The 19,602-nt window shown below is 70.1% G+C and carries 19 protein-coding genes; 9 read left to right on the forward strand and 10 right to left on the reverse strand.

The window, feature by feature from the left end:
* The first annotated feature begins 320 nt into the window (after window positions 1–320).
* From ACZ6Z4_RS14195 to ACZ6Z4_RS14205, 3 genes are all read left to right on the forward strand, one after another.
* Window positions 321–1,136, forward strand: a complete 816-nt coding sequence (locus tag ACZ6Z4_RS14195) for a class I SAM-dependent methyltransferase (RefSeq protein WP_465562677.1) — start codon at window positions 321–323, stop codon at window positions 1,134–1,136.
* A gap of 328 nt (window positions 1,137–1,464) precedes the next feature.
* Window positions 1,465–2,985 (forward strand): tetratricopeptide repeat protein, encoded by a 1,521-nt coding sequence (locus ACZ6Z4_RS14200; RefSeq protein ID WP_465562679.1) that lies wholly within the window; start codon window positions 1,465–1,467, stop codon window positions 2,983–2,985.
* A gap of 14 nt (window positions 2,986–2,999) precedes the next feature.
* On the forward strand, window positions 3,000–3,602 hold the full coding sequence (locus ACZ6Z4_RS14205; RefSeq protein WP_465562681.1) for a carboxymuconolactone decarboxylase family protein: 603 nt from the start codon (window positions 3,000–3,002) through the stop codon (window positions 3,600–3,602).
* A 26-nt stretch (window positions 3,603–3,628) separates the two neighbouring features.
* Here the strand turns inward: ACZ6Z4_RS14205 and ACZ6Z4_RS14210 are convergent, their stop codons facing one another.
* Window positions 3,629–7,111 carry a sacsin N-terminal ATP-binding-like domain-containing protein gene (locus ACZ6Z4_RS14210; RefSeq protein WP_465562683.1) on the reverse strand — a complete coding sequence of 1,161 codons (3,483 nt, stop codon included), beginning with the start codon at window positions 7,109–7,111 and terminating at the stop codon, window positions 3,629–3,631.
* A 110-nt stretch (window positions 7,112–7,221) separates the two neighbouring features.
* Between ACZ6Z4_RS14210 and ACZ6Z4_RS14215 the strand changes: the two genes are divergently transcribed.
* Together ACZ6Z4_RS14215 and ACZ6Z4_RS14220 are read left to right on the forward strand one after the other, a co-directional pair.
* Window positions 7,222–7,818 (forward strand): nitroreductase family protein, encoded by a 597-nt coding sequence (locus ACZ6Z4_RS14215; protein WP_465562685.1) that lies wholly within the window; start codon window positions 7,222–7,224, stop codon window positions 7,816–7,818.
* Between the two features lie 57 nt (window positions 7,819–7,875).
* Complete coding sequence (locus ACZ6Z4_RS14220) at window positions 7,876–8,679, forward strand: SGNH/GDSL hydrolase family protein (RefSeq protein ID WP_465562686.1); 804 nt, start codon at window positions 7,876–7,878, stop codon at window positions 8,677–8,679.
* 35 nt (window positions 8,680–8,714) lie between these two features.
* Here ACZ6Z4_RS14220 and ACZ6Z4_RS14225 read toward each other — a convergent pair whose 3' ends face one another.
* From ACZ6Z4_RS14225 to ACZ6Z4_RS14235, 3 genes are all read right to left on the reverse strand, one after another.
* A complete protein-coding gene (locus ACZ6Z4_RS14225) occupies window positions 8,715–9,329 on the reverse strand; it encodes a class I SAM-dependent methyltransferase (RefSeq protein WP_465562688.1) in 615 nt (204 codons plus the stop codon).
* A gap of 43 nt (window positions 9,330–9,372) precedes the next feature.
* Window positions 9,373–9,765 (reverse strand): YciI family protein, encoded by a 393-nt coding sequence (locus tag ACZ6Z4_RS14230; protein ID WP_465562689.1) that lies wholly within the window; start codon window positions 9,763–9,765, stop codon window positions 9,373–9,375.
* A 113-nt stretch (window positions 9,766–9,878) separates the two neighbouring features.
* On the reverse strand, window positions 9,879–10,049 hold the full coding sequence (locus tag ACZ6Z4_RS14235) for a hypothetical protein (protein ID WP_363668825.1): 171 nt from the start codon (window positions 10,047–10,049) through the stop codon (window positions 9,879–9,881).
* Window positions 10,050–10,138: 89 nt separating this feature from the next.
* Here ACZ6Z4_RS14235 and ACZ6Z4_RS14240 point away from each other — a divergent pair, with 89 nt between their 5' ends.
* Together ACZ6Z4_RS14240 and ACZ6Z4_RS14245 are read left to right on the forward strand one after the other, a co-directional pair.
* Window positions 10,139–10,945 carry a metalloregulator ArsR/SmtB family transcription factor gene (locus tag ACZ6Z4_RS14240; protein WP_465562691.1) on the forward strand — a complete coding sequence of 269 codons (807 nt, stop codon included), beginning with the start codon at window positions 10,139–10,141 and terminating at the stop codon, window positions 10,943–10,945.
* A gap of 13 nt (window positions 10,946–10,958) precedes the next feature.
* Entirely contained in the window at window positions 10,959–11,549 is a 591-nt protein-coding gene (locus ACZ6Z4_RS14245; RefSeq protein ID WP_465562693.1) for a dihydrofolate reductase family protein, read from the forward strand.
* 28 nt (window positions 11,550–11,577) lie between these two features.
* On the opposite strand, the gene ACZ6Z4_RS14250 is transcribed toward ACZ6Z4_RS14245, so the two are convergent.
* The 4 genes from ACZ6Z4_RS14250 to ACZ6Z4_RS14265 all read right to left on the reverse strand — a co-directional run bounded on the left by ACZ6Z4_RS14250 (window position 11,578) and on the right by ACZ6Z4_RS14265 (window position 14,178).
* Window positions 11,578–12,534, reverse strand: a complete 957-nt coding sequence (locus ACZ6Z4_RS14250; protein ID WP_465562694.1) for a hypothetical protein — start codon at window positions 12,532–12,534, stop codon at window positions 11,578–11,580.
* 74 nt (window positions 12,535–12,608) lie between these two features.
* A complete protein-coding gene (locus ACZ6Z4_RS14255) occupies window positions 12,609–13,436 on the reverse strand; it encodes a GNAT family N-acetyltransferase (protein WP_465562696.1) in 828 nt (275 codons plus the stop codon).
* The gene (locus ACZ6Z4_RS14260; protein WP_465562698.1) at window positions 13,433–13,612 is read right to left on the reverse strand and encodes a hypothetical protein; all 180 of its coding nucleotides are present in this window, start codon (window positions 13,610–13,612) and stop codon (window positions 13,433–13,435) included. Before ACZ6Z4_RS14260 ends, ACZ6Z4_RS14255 begins: the two co-directional genes overlap by 4 nt.
* 74 nt (window positions 13,613–13,686) lie before the next feature.
* Window positions 13,687–14,178: a MarR family winged helix-turn-helix transcriptional regulator gene (locus tag ACZ6Z4_RS14265; protein WP_465562700.1), complete on the reverse strand. Its 492-nt coding sequence runs from the start codon at window positions 14,176–14,178 to the stop codon at window positions 13,687–13,689.
* A 66-nt stretch (window positions 14,179–14,244) separates the two neighbouring features.
* Between ACZ6Z4_RS14265 and ACZ6Z4_RS14270 the strand changes: the two genes are divergently transcribed.
* A complete protein-coding gene (locus tag ACZ6Z4_RS14270) occupies window positions 14,245–14,997 on the forward strand; it encodes a hypothetical protein (RefSeq protein WP_465562701.1) in 753 nt (250 codons plus the stop codon).
* Here ACZ6Z4_RS14270 and ACZ6Z4_RS14275 read toward each other — a convergent pair whose 3' ends face one another.
* A complete protein-coding gene (locus ACZ6Z4_RS14275; RefSeq protein WP_465562704.1) occupies window positions 14,998–15,996 on the reverse strand; it encodes a LacI family DNA-binding transcriptional regulator in 999 nt (332 codons plus the stop codon).
* A 95-nt stretch (window positions 15,997–16,091) separates the two neighbouring features.
* Window positions 16,092–18,251, reverse strand: a complete 2,160-nt coding sequence (locus ACZ6Z4_RS14280; protein ID WP_465562705.1) for a discoidin domain-containing protein — start codon at window positions 18,249–18,251, stop codon at window positions 16,092–16,094.
* 311 nt (window positions 18,252–18,562) lie between these two features.
* Between ACZ6Z4_RS14280 and ACZ6Z4_RS14285 the strand changes: the two genes are divergently transcribed.
* A complete protein-coding gene (locus ACZ6Z4_RS14285; RefSeq protein ID WP_465562707.1) occupies window positions 18,563–19,504 on the forward strand; it encodes a DUF1996 domain-containing protein in 942 nt (313 codons plus the stop codon).
* Window positions 19,505–19,602: the final 98 nt, after the last annotated feature.

A 19,602-nucleotide genomic window follows, 5' to 3' on the forward strand; every position in this document is an offset into this window, starting at 1 on the left:
CGAGGGTGGTTCTCGGCCGCGGACGGCGCGGTCGATCGCGCCCGGCCGGTGTGACGTAAGGCATCTCCGTTTCACTTGCTTTGGATGCGGGATCACGGATTGAAACGTTTCTCGGACTATAAGTAGCGATGACAACGATGGCAAGACTTTGCTGCCTGGCTTGGAGAATTCGCCGATATCCGCTGCTCAGTGGATATACCAACCTCTGACAACGATGGCTCGCGCTCTGTGATCGTCGGGGTTTTCGTGCTGTCACACGGCGCGTCACACGGTGGCTGCGTCGACTGGCTGCACCAACCACTTCCAGGGGGAGACCACTGATGACCAGCACCACCGTCGATTTCGAGGCGATCAAGGACAAGCAGCGCGCCGGGTGGCAGACCGGGGACTACCCGCGGGTCGGCAACACCCTGCAGATCATCGCCGAGCTGCTCGTCGAGGCGGCCGACGTACGGGCCGGGCAACGCGCGCTCGACGTCGCCTGCGGCCAGGGCAACGCGGCGCTCGCCGCCGCTCGCCGCTTTGCCGAGGCGACCGGCGTCGACTACGCCACCAACCTGCTCGAGCAGGGCCGCGAACGCGCGACCGCCGAGCACCTGCCCGTCACCTTCACCGAAGGCGACGCGGAGAACCTGCCGGTACCGGACGCTGCGTACGACCTCGTGCTCAGCACCGTCGGCGTGATGTTCGCGCCGAACCACCAGCGGGCCGCGGACGAGCTCGTCCGGGTGACGAAGCCGGGCGGCAAGATCGCGCTCTCCAGCTGGACCCCGACCGGGATGGTCGGGCAGATGTTCAAGGTGGTCGGCAAGTGGGCGCCGCCGCCAGCCGGGGTCAAGCCCGCCGTGCTGTGGGGCACCGAGGAGCACCTGAACGAGCTGTTCGGCGACCGGGTCGAGTGGGTCGCGCTCGAGAAGCGGGAGTATGTGTTCCGCTACCACTCGGCGGAGCACTTCTCGGAGTGGTTCCGCGAGTTCTACGGCCCGATCACCAAGCTGGCCTCGACGTTGTCGGACTCGGACCGCGCGCAGTTCGCCGCGGAACTGGCCGACGTACCGCGGTCGTTCAACCAGGCCGACGACGGGACGATCGCCGCGCACGCGGAGTACCTGGAGGCGGTCGGCGTCCGTCGCTGACAACCACGGACCTGCTGGTCCACACTGAGGATCGGGGGTGGGACGTATGGAGGGGCAGATCAGGCTGTTGGGCCGACCGGCGATCTTGTACGACGGGGAGCCGGCGCGGGCGCCGCGGGGGCGGAAGAGCTGGGCGCTGCTCGCGTACGTCCTGCTTGCCGAGCGACCGCCGTCGCGGAAACGGCTGGCGGAGTTGCTGTTCGCGGACGCGGAGGATCCGCTGGGGGCGCTGCGATGGACGCTGGCTGAGTTGCGGCGAGCGTTGGCATTCAATTCACCAATGCTCTCTGGCGATCCAGTATCACTCTCGCTCGATGGTGGACTCAGTGTGGACGTGCTGCAAGTGCTCTCGCTCGCCGAGCCCGCGCAGTTGCTGGAGATCGACGGCGAGCTGCTCGAAGGGGTCGAGCTCGACAGCTGCCCGGACTTCGAGTCCTGGCTGATGGTCGAGCGGCACCGGGTCGCCTCCGCCGTCGAGTCCCGGCTGCGGGAAGCCGCGGTCGGGCTCGTCGCGGCGGGGCGCGCACGGGACGCGATCCCCTTCGCCAGCAGGGCGGTCGCGGCCAACCCGCTCGAACAAGGCAACCACGAGCTGCTCGTCCGCAGCCTCGCGGTCGCGGGCGATCGGCCGGCTGCCCTGCGTCAAGTAGCGGTCTGCGAGGACATGCTGCGGCGCGAGCTCGGCGTCGAGGCCTCGGCAACGCTACGCCAAGCGTCGACGGTCGATCGCGGTCCGACGCTGAGCGCGGTCGGCAGCCGGGCGAGCGCGTTGAGCGCCTTCGAAGCCGGCCGGGCGGCCGTCGCCGCGGGGGTTGTCGAGTCGGGGCTCGAGTGCCTGCGGAGAGCGGTCTCCGAGGCGGCGCGCTGCGGCGACACGGAGTTGCAAGGTCGCGCTCTCGTCGCTCTCGGCGGCGCTCTCGTGCACGCCGTCCGCGGGCGCGACGAGGAAGGCGCGATCACGTTGCAGGAGGCGATTCTCGTTGCCGAGCGCGCTGGTGATCGGGCGACGGTTGTCACGGCGTACCGGCAACTGGGGTTCGTCGAGGTCCAGGCCGGGCGGCGTACGACGACCGAGGCTTGGCTAGCGCGAGCGTCTGCTCTCGCGGAGACCGATGAGGAGAACGCGGCGATTCTCGGCGTACGGGGGATGAACGCGTCGGACCTGGGCGACTATCCGTCCGCGCTGCAGCATCTGGGCGAGTCGGTCGAGCTGGCCGCGCGCTGCGGCGATCCGCGGCAGCAGGCGTGGTCGCTGTCGATCCTCGGGCGCGCGCATCTGCTGCGCGGGGAGTACAGCCAGGCGCGGGCGGTCGTTGCCGAGTCGCTGGATCTCGTGCGGCAGCAGCGGTGGGTCGCGTTCCTGCCGTGGCCGCAGGCTTTGCTGGCCGAGCTCGATCTGTACGCCGGGGAGGTTGACGCCGCGGCCGACGGATTCGAGCAGGCTTGGGCGTTGGGGTGTCAGGTCAACGACCCTTGCTGGGAGGGGATCGCGGCTCGGGGACTCGGGTTGCTGGCCTCTGTGCGTGGGGTTTATCCGGGGGTTGTGCATTGGCTCGATCAGGCCGCGCTGCGGTCTAGTCGCGAGCCGGATCGGTATCAGTGGATCCACGGTCACGTGCTCGATGCTGCGGCTCAGACCGCGTCGGATCACGGGGATGCGGGACGGTCGCGGTCGTTCGCGACCCAGCTCGTCGGGCTGGCTGCGCGATGCGACATGCGCGAGCTGCTCGTCCGCGGGAACCTGCATCTCGGCCGGCTGGGCGACCCCCAGGCGGTCACCTCGGCGCGACTGATCGCGACCGACATCGAGAACCCCTTGCTGCACGGGCTTCTAGACTCCTTCTCCTGATTGGACTTGCGCTGATGAGTTTTCTGCCGTTTCCTCCGCCCGACGACGCAATGCAGGCGAGCTTCGCCGCCGAGCGGGAGGATCTCGGGTTCGTGATGAACCTGACCCGGTTGTGGTCGTTCCAGCCGGGCCTCAAGGACGCGTTGTTCGCGGTGATCGGTTCGGTGGTCGAGACCCATGATCTCGACCTCCGAACGCGCGGGATCCTGGTGACCGCGATGGCCTCGACGCTCGGCGACACGTACTGCTCTGTTGCCTGGGGCACCAAGCTCGCCGGGGAGAGCTCGGGGGCGCATGCGGCTGCTGTGCTTGCTGGTGACGACGCGGTGCTGTCGCCGGCGGAGAGCGCTCTCGCCGACTGGGCTCGGAAGATCACCCGCGACCCGAACGCGACGACTGCCTCGGATCTCGAGCCGCTCCGGGCGGCCGGCTGGACCGACCGCCAGATCTTCGGCCTCACGGCGTTCGTGGCACTGCGGATCGCGTTCTCGACGGTGAACGACGCCCTCGGGGCGCGACCGGACGCGGCGTACCGTGCGCTGGCGCCGCGCGAGGTCCTGGACGCGCTGCCTGCCGGTCGCCCCCTCGACGCCGGGCTGGATCTCAGCTCGACGTAGGCTGCCGCTTCCCCGCCCTGATCTCCTCAGGCGTTCGGCGGTACCGGGTCGAAGGTAGCGTCGATCCGCAGCTCCGAGGCGCGCCCGGGGTTGCTGAGGATCGCCAGGATCACGTGCCGCTGATCCCACCGCCCGGCAGCCCACGCGAGCGCCTTCGCCAGCCCGTTGAACGTCGCCGCGTGCGGCTCACCACTCTCGTTGACCCACCACGAAACCTCGACCCCATCCACGAGCAACTCCTCGTGCTCCCACCAGACCTCAGGCACCTGAGGCACCAACTCCCGCACAATCGCGGGCACCTCAGCCGCCGTACCCATCCCCTCGACCTTGCCCCCGGCAACCTCTCCGGCCATCGGCACTTCCAGAAGATCACTCAGCCCATCGGCGACGACTCCGAACGCAACCACAAACCCACCGAGATCCGTCCGCTGCAACCACATCGGCCCATCGGCAACCACTGCATCCGCAACAGCGACCACCCGACTCAGCACCTCACCCTCGGCGCCCTGCAGGTCATAGCCGGAGCCCAGAGGCTCCGCGTCATCGCCCTCGGCCCAGCGCAGCCCGGCCCCCTCGCCCCCGGCACCGTGCAGGCCGGCGGCTTCGCTCAGCTCGCCCGCGGCCCTGTACTGCGCGGCCTCTTCACGCAGCCCGCCCTCGGCGTCGTGCAGCTCGGTCCCCTCGCCCAGCTCACCTGCAGCGCCGTGCGGCTCAGCCCTCTCCCCCAGCTCACCCGCGGCGCCGTGCGGCTCAGCCCCCTCGCCCAGCTCACCCGCGGCGCCGTGCAGCTCGGTCCCCTCCCCCAGCTCACCCACGACGCCGTGCGGCTCAGCCGCTTCGCCCCAAGTCCCGTGCGGCTCGGCCGCTCCGCCGAGCACCCGCACGCGATCAGGCGCCGAGTCCGGGTAGATCTTCAGCGTTCCCAGCTGCTGCCAGAGCTGCAAGATCGCGCTCTCTCCGATCTCGCGCTGCGGATCAGCCAGCCGATCCAGCAGCTCCCCCACGCCGTCGACATCCAAGTCAGCCACGGTTCGCACCAGGCCGACCGCCGTCCGCACCTCCGGGTCCAACCGGCTCGTCCACTCCGGCGCGGGATCGAGCAGGCTCGCCAGGACCGGGTCGACCTCCGGGTCCGCTCGCCCGGCCAGCGGCTCGCCGTCCTCCAGCAGCACTCGCTCGCGGATCCACCACGCGGCGTACGACGGTACGCCGTACGACCGGTCGTCCGGACCGACCACCCGCGGCCGATCCACCAGCGCACGTCGCAGCTCCGGCGACGTCCCGAACATCTCCAGCACCCGCGGCCAAGCATCGTCGACCACCCAGTCGAGATCCCGCACGGCGACCAGCTCGCCAACGGTCACGCCGTACCGCGACCCGTCAGGCGCCACGTCGTCGGCCCAGTCCTCGATGCCGTCGAGATCCGCCAGCTCCTCCGGCAGCTCGTCGAGCACCACGTCCGCGGCGGCGACCACGCCAAGCGAACTCAGCACACCAACAGCCGCCAGCGCCTCGACGCCGTACCGCTCCAGCAGGTCGCCCGCGATCGGCGCGACCTCCTCCTCGTCGAGCACCGCCTCGGCCTCGGACCCAGCGACCACCAACGCGTTCGCCGGCACCAGTTCGCCGTCGGCGTCGCGCAGTACGAGGTCGGACAACCACCACAGCCCGTCCGCCTGCGCCGGATCGACCGCGACCACACCGAGCACCGCAGCCGCGATCAGCTCCGGGTCGTCAGCGTCCGCGGAGTTCTCCACCGCCGCGCGCACCGCGCTGTCCTCCAGCAACGTCCGCGGAGTCGCGGGGAGCGCTCCCAGCCGTTCCAGCGTCTCGTGCACCGCGTCCGGATGCACCACCCGTACGCCGTACTCGCCGAACGTCGCCAGCACGTCGTTCGGCAGCTCGCGCCCCGGTAGCAGAAGCCCGCGAACGCCTCGCACCAACCGGCCGTCAGCGAGCGGCACCGGCAGCGTCCCCAAGGACTCACGCAGGAGAGCATCCGTGACCATCCCGGAGAGCGCTCTATACGTTTCCCGCCACCACTCCGGCGGCTGCGCGACCTGGCCGAGCTGATCCACGACCTCAGCCAGTTCGAGGCGTCGCACGCCCAGCGCCTCGAGCGCAGCCCGATCCTGCCGGCGCTCCCGAACCAGCCCGCTGACCATCGGCGCCAGCACGAGATCGAACGCCTCGTCAGCACCGGCCACAACGACGGCATCTCGAGGCGCCACCAACACAGCGTCTCGGGGCGCCATCAATCTCGCGTCCCCGCCGCCGGTCCCAACCCCGTCGGCAGCACGACCCGTACCGCCGACGGCCTCGTCGCCACCAAGTCCCCGCAGCAGCGGCGTGCCCGGTAGCACCTTCATGATCTCCGCGCGGAGCGCCCCGTCGAGCGCACCGGCCGCGAGCCCGGTCGGCACCAGCGGCAGCACGTCCGCGCCCGCCTCGGCCTGCGTCTCCAAGAGCCTCGCGTAAGCCTGCGCCGCCTTCTCCACCAGATGATCCGTCAGCGCGCCCTTCGCGACATGCCGCCGTGACGGATCCAACGGAAAGGTTGCCAACAGCAACACTGGCAGCGACAGCGACTCGTCCGTCGGCGTCGGCGCGAACACGGTCCGCGGCACCACCGTCTCCGAGGACCGCGGGAGTGCCCACAGCACCGACCAGTACGGGCGCGCTCGCTCCTCGGTGGTCCGGTCCGCCAGCAACCGCTCTCTCGCGCTCTCGTCGAGGACTCCCGCAGCACGGCGTACGGTCCATCGCGACAACACATCGGCGAGCACCTGCTCCTCGCCGTCGACGTCGATCTCGATCCGCTCCAAGCCAGGCAGTGCGAGCAGCAGCGGATCGCCCGCGTCGGCGAGCAGCCGGCGTACGAGCTCAGCCGCGGCGTCGTCGCGCAGCGGCAGGATCACCGCCGTGTCGAATCCCTCCGGCGCCTCACCCTCCGCGTCGAACGGCAGCCGCAGTACGGGAACCTGCCCGTCGCGCCGGCGTACCTCAAGATCCAGCCCATCAGACCCAACCGCCGCAACCGCCGCCGCCGTGTCGGCGCGCGAGAACCGCACCCCGCCGCTCCGCGACAGGATGACCGGCTCATCGCTCACCGCCAGCACCGCGGCGAAGCCCACCCCGAACCGCCCGACCGCGACCGCCCGCGGATCAAGCTGCCGCAGATCGCCGCCGGACCGCTCCAGATCATCGTCGCGCTTCGCCGACGCCCGCAGCGTCGCCAGCGACTCGACTCCGGCGGCCGTCAGCGGCGCACCCGTGTTCGCGACAACGAGGGTCTGGCCGCGCAACGAGAAACGCACTCGCCCGGGCACTCCTGCGCGCACGGCCGCGTCCGCCGCGTTCTGCGCGAGCTCGACCACCACCCGGTCGAGGTACCCGCCGAGCGCGAGATCCTCCTCGGCGTTGGCGTCCTCCCGAAACCGCACCGGCGCCGCGGCCCAGCCCGCCAGAACGCGCTCTCTGATCCCGGAACTCCCGAAGTCGTCACTCACGGCGTGGAGTATGCCGCGCCCGGCGTGCTCGCGGCACATCGGCGCCGGTCGCTGACCGCCCTGTCCGAATTCCCGTACCGCGGCGACGACTGAGCACGTACCTTGCCCCCATGGACTTTCAGGATGTGGTGCGACGGCGGCGGATGGTTCGGCGGTACGACGTACAGCGGGCGGTGCCGGAGGAGATCGTCGAGCGGATGCTCGACAACGCGCTCCGCGCGCCGTCGGCCGGCTTCTCCCAGGGCTTCGGGTACCTCGTGCTCGACACCCAGGACGACATCGCCCGTTTCCGCGACGCCGCCCGCCCCGAGGACGAGCCGGAGAACTGGCTCGCCGCGAACATCGAGACCCCGCTGCTGATCGTCGTCCACTCCAACAAGGACGCCTACCTCGACCGCTACGCCGAGCCGGACAAGGGCCACACCGACCGCGCCGAGGACTGGTGGCCGGTCCCGTACTGGGACGTCGACGCCGGCATGTCCGCGCTGCTGATCCTGCAGACCGCCGTCGACGAGGGCCTGGGCGCCTGCTTCTTCGGCCTTCCCGCCGACCGCATCCCGGTGTACCGCGAGCAGTTCGGCGTACCGGACAACTTCATGCCGATCGGCGCCATCTCGATCGGCTACTCCGACGAGCCGCCTCGCAACCTGAGCAAGCGCCGCAAGCCGACGGAGGACCTGGTTCACCGCGGCCGCTGGACCAACTGAGAGCGCGATCCCTGGCCAGCTGAGAGCGCGATCCCGGGGCGCCGGTAGGTTGGCGGGGTGATCGCTTCTGGGAGTCGGTACGTCGCGTTGGGAAGCTCGTTCGCGGCCGGACCGGGGATATCGCCGGTGGTGGACAAGGCTGCGGGGCGGTCCGGGCGGAACTATCCGCAGCTGGTGGCCGAGCGGCTCGGGCTCGAGCTGACCGACGTGACGTACTCCGGCGCCACGACCGCCCATCTGCTGACTGACCGGCAGGACGACGCGGCGCCGCAGATCGATGCCGTCGGACCCGAGACCGCGCTGGTGACCGTGACCGTCGGCGGCAACGACCTCGAGTACATCGGCGCGTTCATCCGCGGCAGCACGCTGAACACGCTCGCCCTCCCCGCCACGATCTTCGGCCGCCGGGCCGCGAACCGGATCCGCGCCCGGGTGAGCTACCTGCGCGACGACTCGGCGTACGACGAAACTGCCGCGCGGCTGACCGAGATCGTGCGGGAGATCCGAGATCGCGCTCCCTCGGCGCGGGTCCTCCTGGTCGACTACCTCGCGGTGGTCGGGCCGATGACACGGCCGCGGCTCGATGTACCCCTGAACGAGGAGCAGCTTCCGAGCGTTGCGTTGATGGCTGACCGGCTGGCGAGGGTGTTCGCGGCGGCCGCGGAGAAGTCGGGGGCCGAGTTGGTGGCAGTCTCCGGGGTGAGCAAGGAGCACGCAGTGGGATCGGCTGAGCCTTGGACCACTGGGTTCAGTCTGCGGCCGCCGTGGCTCGGTGGGGTGGTGCCGTACCACCCGAACGAAGCCGGGATGCGCGCTGTTGCCGAGTACGTCGTACGGCAGCTCGAGGACGGGCCGGCCTAGGCCTCACCCCGGGCGTTGCGCAGTACGGCGCCTCGTCACCCCGGACGTTGCGCCCAGAAGAGCGCGTGCCCGTTCGCTCCCTCGGGCACGCGCTCCTGGGCTTCCACCGTCAGCCCGCTCGCCGTGATCCACGCGCGGTTGGTGTCGGCATCAGCGTGGCTCCACCACATGGTGACGCCGCTGTCGAGCCAGTCGTCGTCCACGCCGGTCCACGGCCGATCGCCCGTCGTACAGACGAACCACCCACCGGGCCGCAACCACCGAGCGATCTTCGCGAGCAACTCCCGCTGCTCGTCCTGCGGCAGATGGATCAGCGCGTAGAACGACACCACAGCGTCGTACGACGCGTCAGCGAAATCGAGCGACGCCGCGTCGGCCCGGATGAACTCCGCCGCCGGCACCAGCTCCCGGGCCCGCCGGATCTGGACCTCGCTGATGTCGACCCCGGTCACGGCGTGCCCGGCAGCAGCCAGCTCGCGGGCGAGCGGGAGGCCGCTGCCGCAGCCGATGTCGAGCACCCGGCTCCCGGCGTCGAGACGCGCGGTCAGCTGGTCGATCCAGTCCCGGTACTTCGACTCACCGTCATACGCCTGGTCGTAGCGCTCCGACAAGGCGTCGTACCCGCGCCGGACGATCTCCTTGGGATCCACGAGCGCCGACGCTAGCCAGCCGGGCCGTGGTCCGGCGAGCGAATTACGCCGGGGGCTGGGCGTCGGCGGGGTGGACCTCGACGTTCTGGTTGGTCGGGCGGCCGCCCGGGCCCGGCGCGAGAGAGACCCGGAGAGCGATCTCCACCGCTCTCTCCTCGCTCGCGACGTCGATCACCCAGTACCCGGCCAGGACCTCTTTGGTCTCGGTGAACGGGCCGTCGGTGACGATCGCCTCGCCGTCGTCGTCGGCGTGCACGGTCTTCATGTCCCCCGGGCCGGTCAGCCCGCGGACCTCGACCAGCTCACCGGACGCCTGCAGGTCGCGGTTGAGGTCGTGCATGTACTCGACCATCACCTTGACGTCCTGGTCCGACCAGAGGGTCGGTATCTCGTCCCAGCCCTGCTTGTTCGAGTGGATCAGCAGCATGTACTTCATTCCAGCTCCTCCCGGTACGGCGCCACCTCGGCGCCTCCGTCAGCAACGTCGGAGCCGATATCGCGTTCTCGACACCCCTCGGGCAGCGGCCGGTGCGGAGCGGTCCGGCCGGACTACCTGGCCGTCCACTGGTGCGGGCAGACCGAGCACCGGTGGTCCGGCCCGTGGTCCGCCGGCCGGCGGCAGATGTGCTGGTCGTGCGCGCTGACGCCCGGTGTGTTCATCTCGGCCGTCGCACCACAGGTCTGCGAGCGCTGCGCATGAGCGCCTGTCCCCTCGGTCACCCTGGGCATCTTAGCCTCAGCGCGCCGTCACCAAACCAGCGCCTAGATATTCATTGACAAGAATATTCAGATTGGTGAATACTCAGGGCATGGAAGAGATCGCAGCAGCCCTCGGCGACAGCGCCCGGTGGCGGATCGTGGAGCTGCTGGCCGAGCGCCCGCGGACGGTCGGCGAGCTGGCCGAACTGGCCGGCCTCCGGCAGCCGCAGACGACGAAGCACCTGCAGACGCTGGCCCGCGCGGGCGTGGTCGCGGTCGTCCCGTTGGGACAGCGCCGGGTCTACGCGCTCGAGACCGAGCCGTTGCGGGCGTTCGAGCTGCGGCTGCACGCGCTGGCCGAGTCCACCGAGGCGCACGCGGGCGACCGCGACGTCCTCGAGCGGTACCGGGCGGCGATCCAGGCCGACACGGTGCTCGCGAAGGCCGACCGCTGGGCCGACGGCCGCGGGTTCACCTTCGAGCGAGTCCTCGCCAGTACGCCGTACGCCGTGTGGCGGCACTGGACCGAGCCCGCGCTGCTCGCGAACTGGTGGGCCCCGCCCTCGATGACCGTCGTCGAGTGCCTGCTCGAACCGGCCGCCGGCGGTCGCGCCGTACTGGTGTACGGCGACGCCGAGGGTGGGCGGTACCGGTCCGAAGGCGCGGTGCGGCGTGCGGAGAACGCGCGCCGGCTGAGCTTCGGGCTGTCCGTTCTGGACGCGGAGAGCGCGATCTCGTTCTCTGCCGACTACCACCTGAGCCTGGCCGCCGTACCGGAGGGAACGCGGCTACGGCTCGACGTGAGCATCTCCGAGACGACCGTCGACGCGGTCCCGTACATCGCCGGGATCGAGACCGGCTGGGCGCAGGTGCTCGACAACCTCGCCGAACAGATCAAGTCCGAACAGACCAAGTAGAAGGAAGACCGAGATGAGCAACCGCACTGTGCGCGCGAACCTGGCGATCACCCTCGACGGCCGGTACCACGGCGCCGGCGGGCCCGCCGACTTCGCCGCGATCGGGCCGTACGTGGCCACCGACGTCGCCCGCGACCAGCTGACCCGGATCTGGGAAGGCGCGACCACCTGCGTCCTCGGCCGGCTCAACGCCGAGGGCTTTCTCGGCTACTGGCCCCCGCTGGCCGAGGACGAGAACGCCGATCCGCACGACCGCGGGTACGCGCGCTGGCTGACCGACGTGGAGAAGGTGATCTTCTCGACCACCCTGACCGAGCCGCCGGGTGAGCACAGCCGGCTGGTGAACGCGCCGGCTCCCGAGGTGGTCGCCGAGCTGAAGGAGAACGGCAAGGGCGACATCCTCGTCTGCAGCAGCTCCAGCGTCATCAAGCCGCTGCTCGCCGCGGACCTGATCGACCGGCTGTACCTGATGGTGGTGCCGGAGATCGCGGGCGGGAGCGCGCGGCTGTTCGACGACGGACTGCCGGCGACGAAGTGGACGCTGGCGCACCAGGAGACCGGTGAGCTGGGCGAGATGGCGCTGGTCTACGAGCGGGCGCGCTGAGGCGGCCCGCCGGTACGCCGTACCGGGATCAGAGCCAGTTCTGCCGTGAGGCCTGGACGCCCAGCTGGAAACGGGTCTGAGCGCCCAGCGTCTCCTGCAGTCTGCTGATCCGGCGCGCGATCGTCCGCTCGCTGACGCCGAACTCCCGCGCGATCGACTCGTCGGTCAGCCCGGCGCTCAGGTACGTGAGCAACCGCTTCGTCTCCAGCGCCGGCGCGCCGATCGCCTCGGTGTTCTCGGTGCCCCCGGTGATCGGGACCGAGACCCGCCAGAGCGCGTCGAAGATCCCGACCAGCCCGGTCAGGAACGGCGACTGGTGGACCACCATCGCCGCCGAGTTCACGATCTCGCCGACCGTCGTACGGGCGGCCAGCAGGGCCCAGCGGTCGTCGACGATGGTCAGGTTGAGCGGGATGTCGGGGAAGACCCGGGCCTGCTCGCCGGCGTCGACGCACTGCTGGACCATCCGCAGCGCGTTCGCGTCCTGCAGGACGCGGGTGCCGTAGATGACCTCGTAGGTGACGCCGCGGGCCAGCGCGTCGAACAGGCCCTCGACGATCTGCGGATTGGTCGGCGTCGCGATGTTGCCGACCGTCATCGCGCGGACCCGCTGCTCGGCGTCGACCTGGACGGAGTTGATCACGCTCCGGGTCACCTCGAGCGACGGAAGCAGTTCGACGTACGTCTGCTGCCCGATCCCCGCGGTCCACAGCTCGGAGAGCAAGGAAGCGCTCTCCCGGGCCAGCTCCGCTTCCTTCGTCCGGCACTGCGCGACGGCCTCCATCGCGCGGTGCGGCGGTTGCGGGAGGACCTTGTCGTCGGATCGTTCGACCAGGCCGATCGCGGCCAGCTCACCGAGCGGGACGTCGAGATCGGTCCCGTGCCGCTCGGCGAGATCGGTGAGATCGAGGGCGCCGCGCGCGATCAGGTCGAGGTAGATGGCCTCGGCCTGAGCTGAGATCCCCAGCGCGCGGAGTTGCTGCATCTGTCCTGTCTACCAGTTGAACGCCGCACCACTGTAGATCTCCCGAGCGCCGGGAGCGGGAGATCTGCGGCACGCTACTGCCCGTGACCGCCGTGACCGTCCGGAGTGAAGACGTACGGCGTCGTCGTGGTCACCGGCACGAACCCGAGCCGCTGCAGGATCGGCGAGCTGTCGTCGGACGCGTCGACCTGGAGGTAGCGGAACCCGAGCTCGACGGCGCGAATCGCCCGGACGGCGACGAGCGCGGTGTAGATCCCGCGGCCGCGCCAGTCGGCGAGGGTCGAGCCGCCCCAGAGGCCGGTGAAGTCGGTACCGGGTTTGCGCACCGACCAGGCCGCGGAGACAACCTGCCGCTCGCCGCTCGGCAATGTGCTCTCCTCGGCCTCCGCGACGTAGATGTCGGTGTTCCCCGTCGCGTTCCGGCTGACCAGATCCGCGGCGAGCCACGACCAGTCCTCGCCCCACACCGCCGACTCCATCGCCGCGATCCGCTCGAAGTCGCTCAGCTCCGTCGTCCGCCGGATCGTCACCCCGTCGACCACGTCCCGCCCCGTCAGGAGATCCGCGATGATCGCGCTCTCCGCGATCACCACTGTCTCCCGCTCCTCCGGCACGAAACCCGCGGCGATCAGCCGCTCCGGCAGATCCGCCGGCCGATCATGCCCCCGCGTCTTCCACTCGACGGCCTGCCCCTTCGCCGCGAAGAACTCCCGCTGCCGCGCGATCAGCGCGTCCAGCTCGTCCCCGTCGAGCCCCTCCAGCGACCGGTAGCTCACGAACCCGCGCGTCGGGTACTCGACCCGCACCACCGGCCCGTCCGCCGTACTCGGCACCCCCGACGTCTCCGCGCCCCCGCGCAACTGCCCGTCGTACGCCGCCAACAGCTCCGTCTTTTCCGTCACCGCAGGACTGTGCCACGCCTCCGGGTCTCCAGTCGCCCGATTTCCCGGACGACCCCGACGACCCACCGCCACCCGACCTGGATGACCGGCCCGAGCCGCCGATCCTTTCCCGCGTCCCCCTCACGCACCTGCTGCGTCACGTTCTCCCGCGCCACCAACAGCCCCAACCCGTCCATCGCCCGACCTCCAGCTCCCGGCACCCCGTCGGTGCCTTCACCGGTACGTCGAACCAGATCCCCCGTTCATGACATCACTCGCCCTCGGTCGCTCGGACGAGCCGCCGCAGCAGCCCCTCCAGCACGTCCTGATCCCTCGCCGCCAGCGTCCGCACGAGCTCCTGCTCCACCTGCTGGATCTCGTCGATTCCCCGCTCCCACACCGCACGCCCCGCGCGCGTCAACGTCGCGACGACCTTCCGCCGGTCGTCGGGATCGTGCGTGCGCTCGACGTACCCACGTCGCTCCAGCGCATCGAGCCGGTTCGTCATCGCCGCCGGCGACATCCCCAGCTGCTTCGCGAGCGCACCGGGCGTCGTCCGGTACGGCGTACCGCCGCGTCGCAACATGTGCAGCGTCTTGAACTCCCACCACTGCAGCCCGTACGCCGCCAGCACCGCGTCGCGCCGCCGATCCAGGTAGCGCGTCAGCACCTGCATCCGTACGACGATCCCCTCGACCCGCCCGTCGAGATCGGCCTGCTCCTGCGACCACAGCGCGACGTGGTCGTCGATCGAATCCTTCACCCGTCGTACTGTTCAGCGACTGAAGCTTAGTTGTCAAACTTTTCGACGTCGAAATACCCTCGCGCCATGGCCGAACTCCCGCTCCCCCAGGTCCTCACCGCCGCCACCCTGCTGGCCCGAGCAGCCCAGTGGGACCCCGCCCGCGCCCTCCTCGAGTCAGCCGAGGTCAGCCCAACCGAGCGCCCGCACCTGGCCCTGGCCCTCGCCGACCTGGCCGTGGACCAAGACTTCGCCCAACGCACCACCCACTCCCCCGCAGCCCTCGCCGCTCTAGCCAAGTTCCAGCTCACCCCCACCCAAGCCTGGGACCACGCCCTCCTCGACCTCCGCCACTCCTACTTCCTGAAGCTCCTCACCCCAGCCCCCGACGAAGCCCTGGCCACCCAAGCCAAATCCCTGGAAGCCACCGCCCCCGACATCTCCCGCCGAGCCACGATCCTCTTCTACCAAGGCCTGATCGCCGACAACCTCAACACCCTCCCCGAAGAAGCCTTCACCCACTACTCAGCTTCCCTGGCCCTCTGCAACACCACCGGCGACACCCTCCAAGCCTCCTACGCCCACCGCCACCTCGGCGACCACGCCCACACCGCCGGCGACCTCCCCCGAGCCCGCACCCACTGGCAACTCTCCACCGAACAACGCCAAGCCGCCGGCCACCTCCCCGGAACCCTCGCCCAACAAGCTCTACTGGCAGTCCTCGCCAAAGACGAAGGCAACCAAGAAGCCGCCAAAGCAATAGCCACCGAGGTCAACCGCTGGGCCCACCAGCTCCGCATCCCTTACCTGCAAGCCCAAACCGAACCCCTGCTCGGCTGATCAAGCCGACGCGCGGATGACCAAGCGGGGTTCGAAGATCCTGCACTGTGGGGCCTGGGTGGGGTCGGCTATCTGGGCGAGGAGGAGGCGGGACATCTCGGCGGCCATTTCCTCCAGGGGCTGGGCGATGGTGGTGAGGTCGGCGTTGATCGCCGGGTCGCTGTTGTCGAAGCCGATGACGGCTACGTCGGGGCGGCCGGTGTCGCGGAGGGCTCGGAGGGCTCCTACGGCCATCAGGTCGTTGGCGGCGAAGACGGCGTCGAGGTCGGGGACCGTCGAGAGCAGGTGGTGCATGGCGGATTCGCCGCTGTCCTGGGTGAAGTTGCCGTGGGCTACTGCTACGTGGGGGTGGCCGTGGCGGGCCATCGCCTGGCGGAAGCCGGTGAGGCGGTGTTGGGCGGCCAGGACGTCGGTGGGGCCGGCGATGGTGACGACCCGTTGGCAGCCTCTGGTGATGAGGTGGTCGGCGGCCAGTGCGGCGCCGGCTTCGTGGTCGAGGTCCACGTAGCTGATCGGCGCGGGCAGGGCCGGCCGGGCGAACAGTACGGCGGGGAGGCCGGCGTCGACGAAGACGCCGGGCAGCGGGTCGTCGGCGCGGGTGGAGACCAGGAGGGCGCCGTCGGCGCGGCCGTGGCGGATCAGGGCGACGGAGTCGGCGCGGGCCCGGTCGGAGTCGGCGGCGACGACGATCGGGGGGATGCCCAGCGCGCTCAGGTGCGCGATCATGCCGCCGGCGACCCGGCCGAAGAACGGGTCGTTGAAGATCTGTTCGGCGGTACCGTCGGAGCCGGAGACGACCAGCACGACCGCGCCCGCCCGGCTGCCGGCGAGCGCACGCGCGGCCGAGTTCGGGCGGTAGCCGGTCTTCTTGATCGCGTGCTGCACCTTCGTGCGCAGCGCGGGGGCGACGGTGGCGACGTCGTTGATCACGCGCGACACGGTCGCCCGGGACACGCCGGCGACCGTCGCGACGTCTTCCAAAGTGGGCGTCCGGGTCATGGCAACGGATGTTATCTCTGACAACGCTCGGTCCCCTGTCGGTTGTCCACAGGCCCGGCGGCCTCACCACGAGGCCGCCGGACCAAGGAGAAAGCTCAGCGCCGGTAGACGCCGAACTCGTACAGCGAGTAGCCGAACCCGGTCCCCCGCTGGGTCCCGGTCAGCCGCACGTACCGCCCCGACCCCGCGACCGCGAGATCGTCGACGTCACCGTTCCCGTCGGCGGTCGTGTAGACCTGCCGCCAGTTCGCGCCGTCGTCGGAGGCCTCGACCCGGTAGGCCCGCGCGAACGCGCCCTCCCAGATCAGCTGCAGCCGGTCGAACGACTGCACCGAGCCGAGATCGATCTGGATCCACTGCGGGTCCGACCAGTCGCTGGCCCAGCGCGTGGCGTTGTTCCCGTCGGTCACGTTCGACGGCGGGTACGGCGCACCGTTGCCGACCTGCTGGTACGACGACGCCGTCACCGGCTTGCCCCGGGCAACGTTCGTCCCGGCGACCGGCGGAGCGACGACCCGGAACGACCGGGTTTCGATCCCCACGTTGCCCTTGCCGTCGCGCACGTAGTCGTACAGCTTCCACACCCCGAGCCGCTGCGGCACCGTCACCGTGAACGGTCCGTTGCCCGACGACGGCGTCGTCACCAGCGACCCGCTGTTGTCGATGTACTTGCCGCCGACCTTGAACTCGTGCGTCAGCGGATCCCCGTCCGGGTCGCTGACCGCGACGTTCACCGAGATGGTCCCACCGGCCGGTACGTCGGTGGTCCGGCTCAGCGACATCCCGGTGATCACCGGCGGCGTGTTGCCGCCCGCCGGGCCGCCGTACGCCTGCCGGATCGCGTAGTACGAGAGCCGCTTCTCGCCGCCCGGTGCGATGTTGAACCAGACCGCGCCGAAGTCGTTCTCGTTGCCGTAGTGGAACAGTGTCGCGCCGAGCGCGACCCCGGTGTGCCCGGTGATGCAGTTCCACGCCTGCAGGTAGCCGTCGCGCTTCTGGAGGTCGGTCGGCTCGTTCGGTACGCCGTTGGCGTCGTTCGGGACCTCCCACTCACCCGCGGGCCCGCCCTCGGTCAGGATGTACGGCTTGGTGTAGCCGCCGTTGATCCAGTCCTGCTTGACCTGGCAGACGTTGCCGTAGGAGTTGACCGCGAGCAGATCCAGATCCGGTGAGTACTGCTTGAAGTACGGCCAGGCGCCGGTCCACGCGTCGGTCGAGGTGACCGGGTGGTTCGGGTCGATCGCGTGGATCGCCTTCGCGCCCTCGTTGACGAACTTCGCGTACTCGATGCGCTGCGTCTCCAGCTCCGCGCCGGAGTAACAGTTCTGCAGCCCGAGCACGGACTCGTTGCCGACGTTCCACAGCAGCACACCGGGGTGGTCCTTGTACTCCGTGGTCCAGCGCCGGATCTCACCGAGCATGTTCTGCTTGTACGTCGTGTCGGTGACGTAGTTGACGCAGCCGCCGCTGCCGGGTCCACCACCAGGCTGGAGCCAGTAGCCGGCGATCACGCGCATCCCGTTCGCGGCCGCGGAGTCGAACAGCGGCTTCGAGCTCGCGTCGGTCCCCCACGTGCGGACTGTGTTGACGCCGATCGACTTCAGCTGCGGGAGGTGCTGCGGCGCGTCAGCTGCGGCCGGTCCCCAGGTGAGGCCCTTGACCTGCCAGGGCTGACCGTTGACGAGCAGCCGCCAGTTGCCCTGGCTGCCGGCGACCTGGACGGTCCCGTTGCCCTGCGGCGGGCCGCCGGTGCCCGGCGTACCGTGCACCTCGAACTCCCAGAGCGAGTAGCCGTAGCCGCCGACGCGCTGGGTGCCGGTCATCCGGACGTAGCGGCCGGAGCCGTTGACGGCGAGCGTGTCGGTGCCGCCGTCGCCGGTGGCGGTGCTGGCGAGCGGTCGCCAGGTCTGGGCGTCGTCGGAGATCTCCACCCGGTACGCCGTCGCGTACGCGGCCTCCCAGCGCAGCACGACCTGGCTGACGGTCGCGGCGGAGCCGAGGTCGACCTGCAACCACTGAGGGTCGCTGAAGACGCTGGACCAGCGGGTGTTCAGGTCGCCGTCCACGGCGGCGGTGGCCGGCGTACCGGCGCCTTCGGAGGAGGAGGCGGTGACCGGGCGGCCTTGGGAGAGCAGGGTCGCCGCTTGGGCCGGCGCGGCCTGCAGGACGAGGTTGCCGAGCAGGAGGGTGGAGGCCGCGACAGTTGCCGCGAGCAAAGACCGCACACGTCGTCGTGGCGGAGTAGGAGAAATCATCGAGTGGTGCTCCTTCGCTGTGTGCGTGAGGCGGTACGGCACAGCGACCGGAACCCGGCGGGGCAGCCGCCGGGAACGGTGCGCGAGAGTCAGAGAGCGCTCTCTCGCGGTCCGATCGTGGCCGCCGCCGGACAGCTTGTCAACCGCTCGTTCACGCTCAGCCGGTTCCGGAACCGGGGACCACTTGACAGCGCGGACGGCCCGATCGACGCTGTTCCAGAGAGCGCTCTCCCGCGATTCCCAGACCGCGGGCCGCGTAGTACCCAGTTCCTGCCCACCGCCCCGCGGAATCCCCCGACAGGAGGAGATCCGTGTTCAGCAGAAGGAAGAAGATCCTGTTCGCCGGCGGCACCGCCGCCCTGACCCTCAGCGCTGTCCTCACCGCCGTCGCCGGCACCCAGGCACAAGCCGACGACCTGGTCACCCACCACGAGTTCCAGGTGAACTGCACGGTCAACCACCGGGCGACCGACGACCCCATCGTGTTCCCCAACATGCCTGGCGCGTCCCACGAGCACAGCTTCGTCGGCAACAAGACGACGAACGCGTCCACCACGCTCGGCAGCCTGAACGCTGCCGGCGCCTACGCGACCACCTGCCTCAACCCCGACGACCTGTCGGCGTACTGGTGGCCGACGATGTTCCGCGGACCCGGCACCAGCCAGCCCGTGCAGCAGACCTGGCACCAGGTCATCTACTACAAGTCCGGCATCCTCGACTACCAGGCGGTCCGGCCGTTCCCGCCGGGTCTCCGGTACGTCGTCGGCAGCCCGACCGCGACCCTGAACGACTTCAGGACCTCACCCGGCGCCGTCGAGGGCTGGGAGTGCGGTGACAGCACGCACAACTGGGACTTCCCGGCGAACTGCCCGGCCGGGACCCAGCTGAACATCCGGTACCAGGCCCCGAGCTGCTGGAACGGACGTGATCTCGACACCCCGGACCACAAGAGCCACATGGCCTACCCGGTCAACGGTTCCTGCCCGGCCAGTCACCCGAACCCGGTACCGATGCTGGAGTTCAAGATCGCGTTCCCCGCGGACGGGGACGTGACCGACGTCCGGCTGGCCAGTGGACGCGGGTACACCTGGCACTACGACTTCTTCAACGCCTGGGACGTCCCGACGCTGGCGGCCCTGGTGAGCCACTGCATCAACGGTGGTCTGCAGTGCAACTCGAAGGGCTTCGATCTCTACAAGCCCAACCGCGGGCAGGTCCTCGGCGACAACTACCGCTTGCCCGGACGCCCCTAGAACACCTGTGGTGCCGGGGTCTGGGCAGGACCTCGGCACCACAGGCGCTCCGCCCCAACGCGCGACCTTGAACACCAACTGGGGGCCTTGAACAAGGT

The organism is Kribbella sp. NPDC104740, from assembly GCF_055583505.1.

Bases quoted from the DNA above. Each gene is read 5' to 3' on its own strand.
- ACZ6Z4_RS14195 (WP_465562677.1), top strand. From the start codon at position 321: ATGACCAGCACCACCGTCGATTTCGAGGCGATCAAGGACAAGCAGCGC.
- ACZ6Z4_RS14275 (WP_465562704.1), bottom strand. From the start codon at position 15,996: ATGACCCGGACGCCCACTTTGGAAGACGTCGCGACGGTCGCCGGCGTG.
- ACZ6Z4_RS14205 (WP_465562681.1), top strand. From the start codon at position 3,000: ATGAGTTTTCTGCCGTTTCCTCCGCCCGACGACGCAATGCAGGCGAGC.
- ACZ6Z4_RS14260 (WP_465562698.1), bottom strand. From the start codon at position 13,612: ATGGACGGGTTGGGGCTGTTGGTGGCGCGGGAGAACGTGACGCAGCAG.
- ACZ6Z4_RS14250 (WP_465562694.1), bottom strand. From the start codon at position 12,534: ATGCAGCAACTCCGCGCGCTGGGGATCTCAGCTCAGGCCGAGGCCATC.
- ACZ6Z4_RS14215 (WP_465562685.1), top strand. From the start codon at position 7,222: ATGGACTTTCAGGATGTGGTGCGACGGCGGCGGATGGTTCGGCGGTAC.
- ACZ6Z4_RS14240 (WP_465562691.1), top strand. From the start codon at position 10,139: ATGGAAGAGATCGCAGCAGCCCTCGGCGACAGCGCCCGGTGGCGGATC.
- ACZ6Z4_RS14245 (WP_465562693.1), top strand. From the start codon at position 10,959: ATGAGCAACCGCACTGTGCGCGCGAACCTGGCGATCACCCTCGACGGC.
- ACZ6Z4_RS14280 (WP_465562705.1), bottom strand. From the start codon at position 18,251: ATGATTTCTCCTACTCCGCCACGACGACGTGTGCGGTCTTTGCTCGCG.
- ACZ6Z4_RS14230 (WP_465562689.1), bottom strand. From the start codon at position 9,765: ATGAAGTACATGCTGCTGATCCACTCGAACAAGCAGGGCTGGGACGAG.
- ACZ6Z4_RS14270 (WP_465562701.1), top strand. From the start codon at position 14,245: ATGGCCGAACTCCCGCTCCCCCAGGTCCTCACCGCCGCCACCCTGCTG.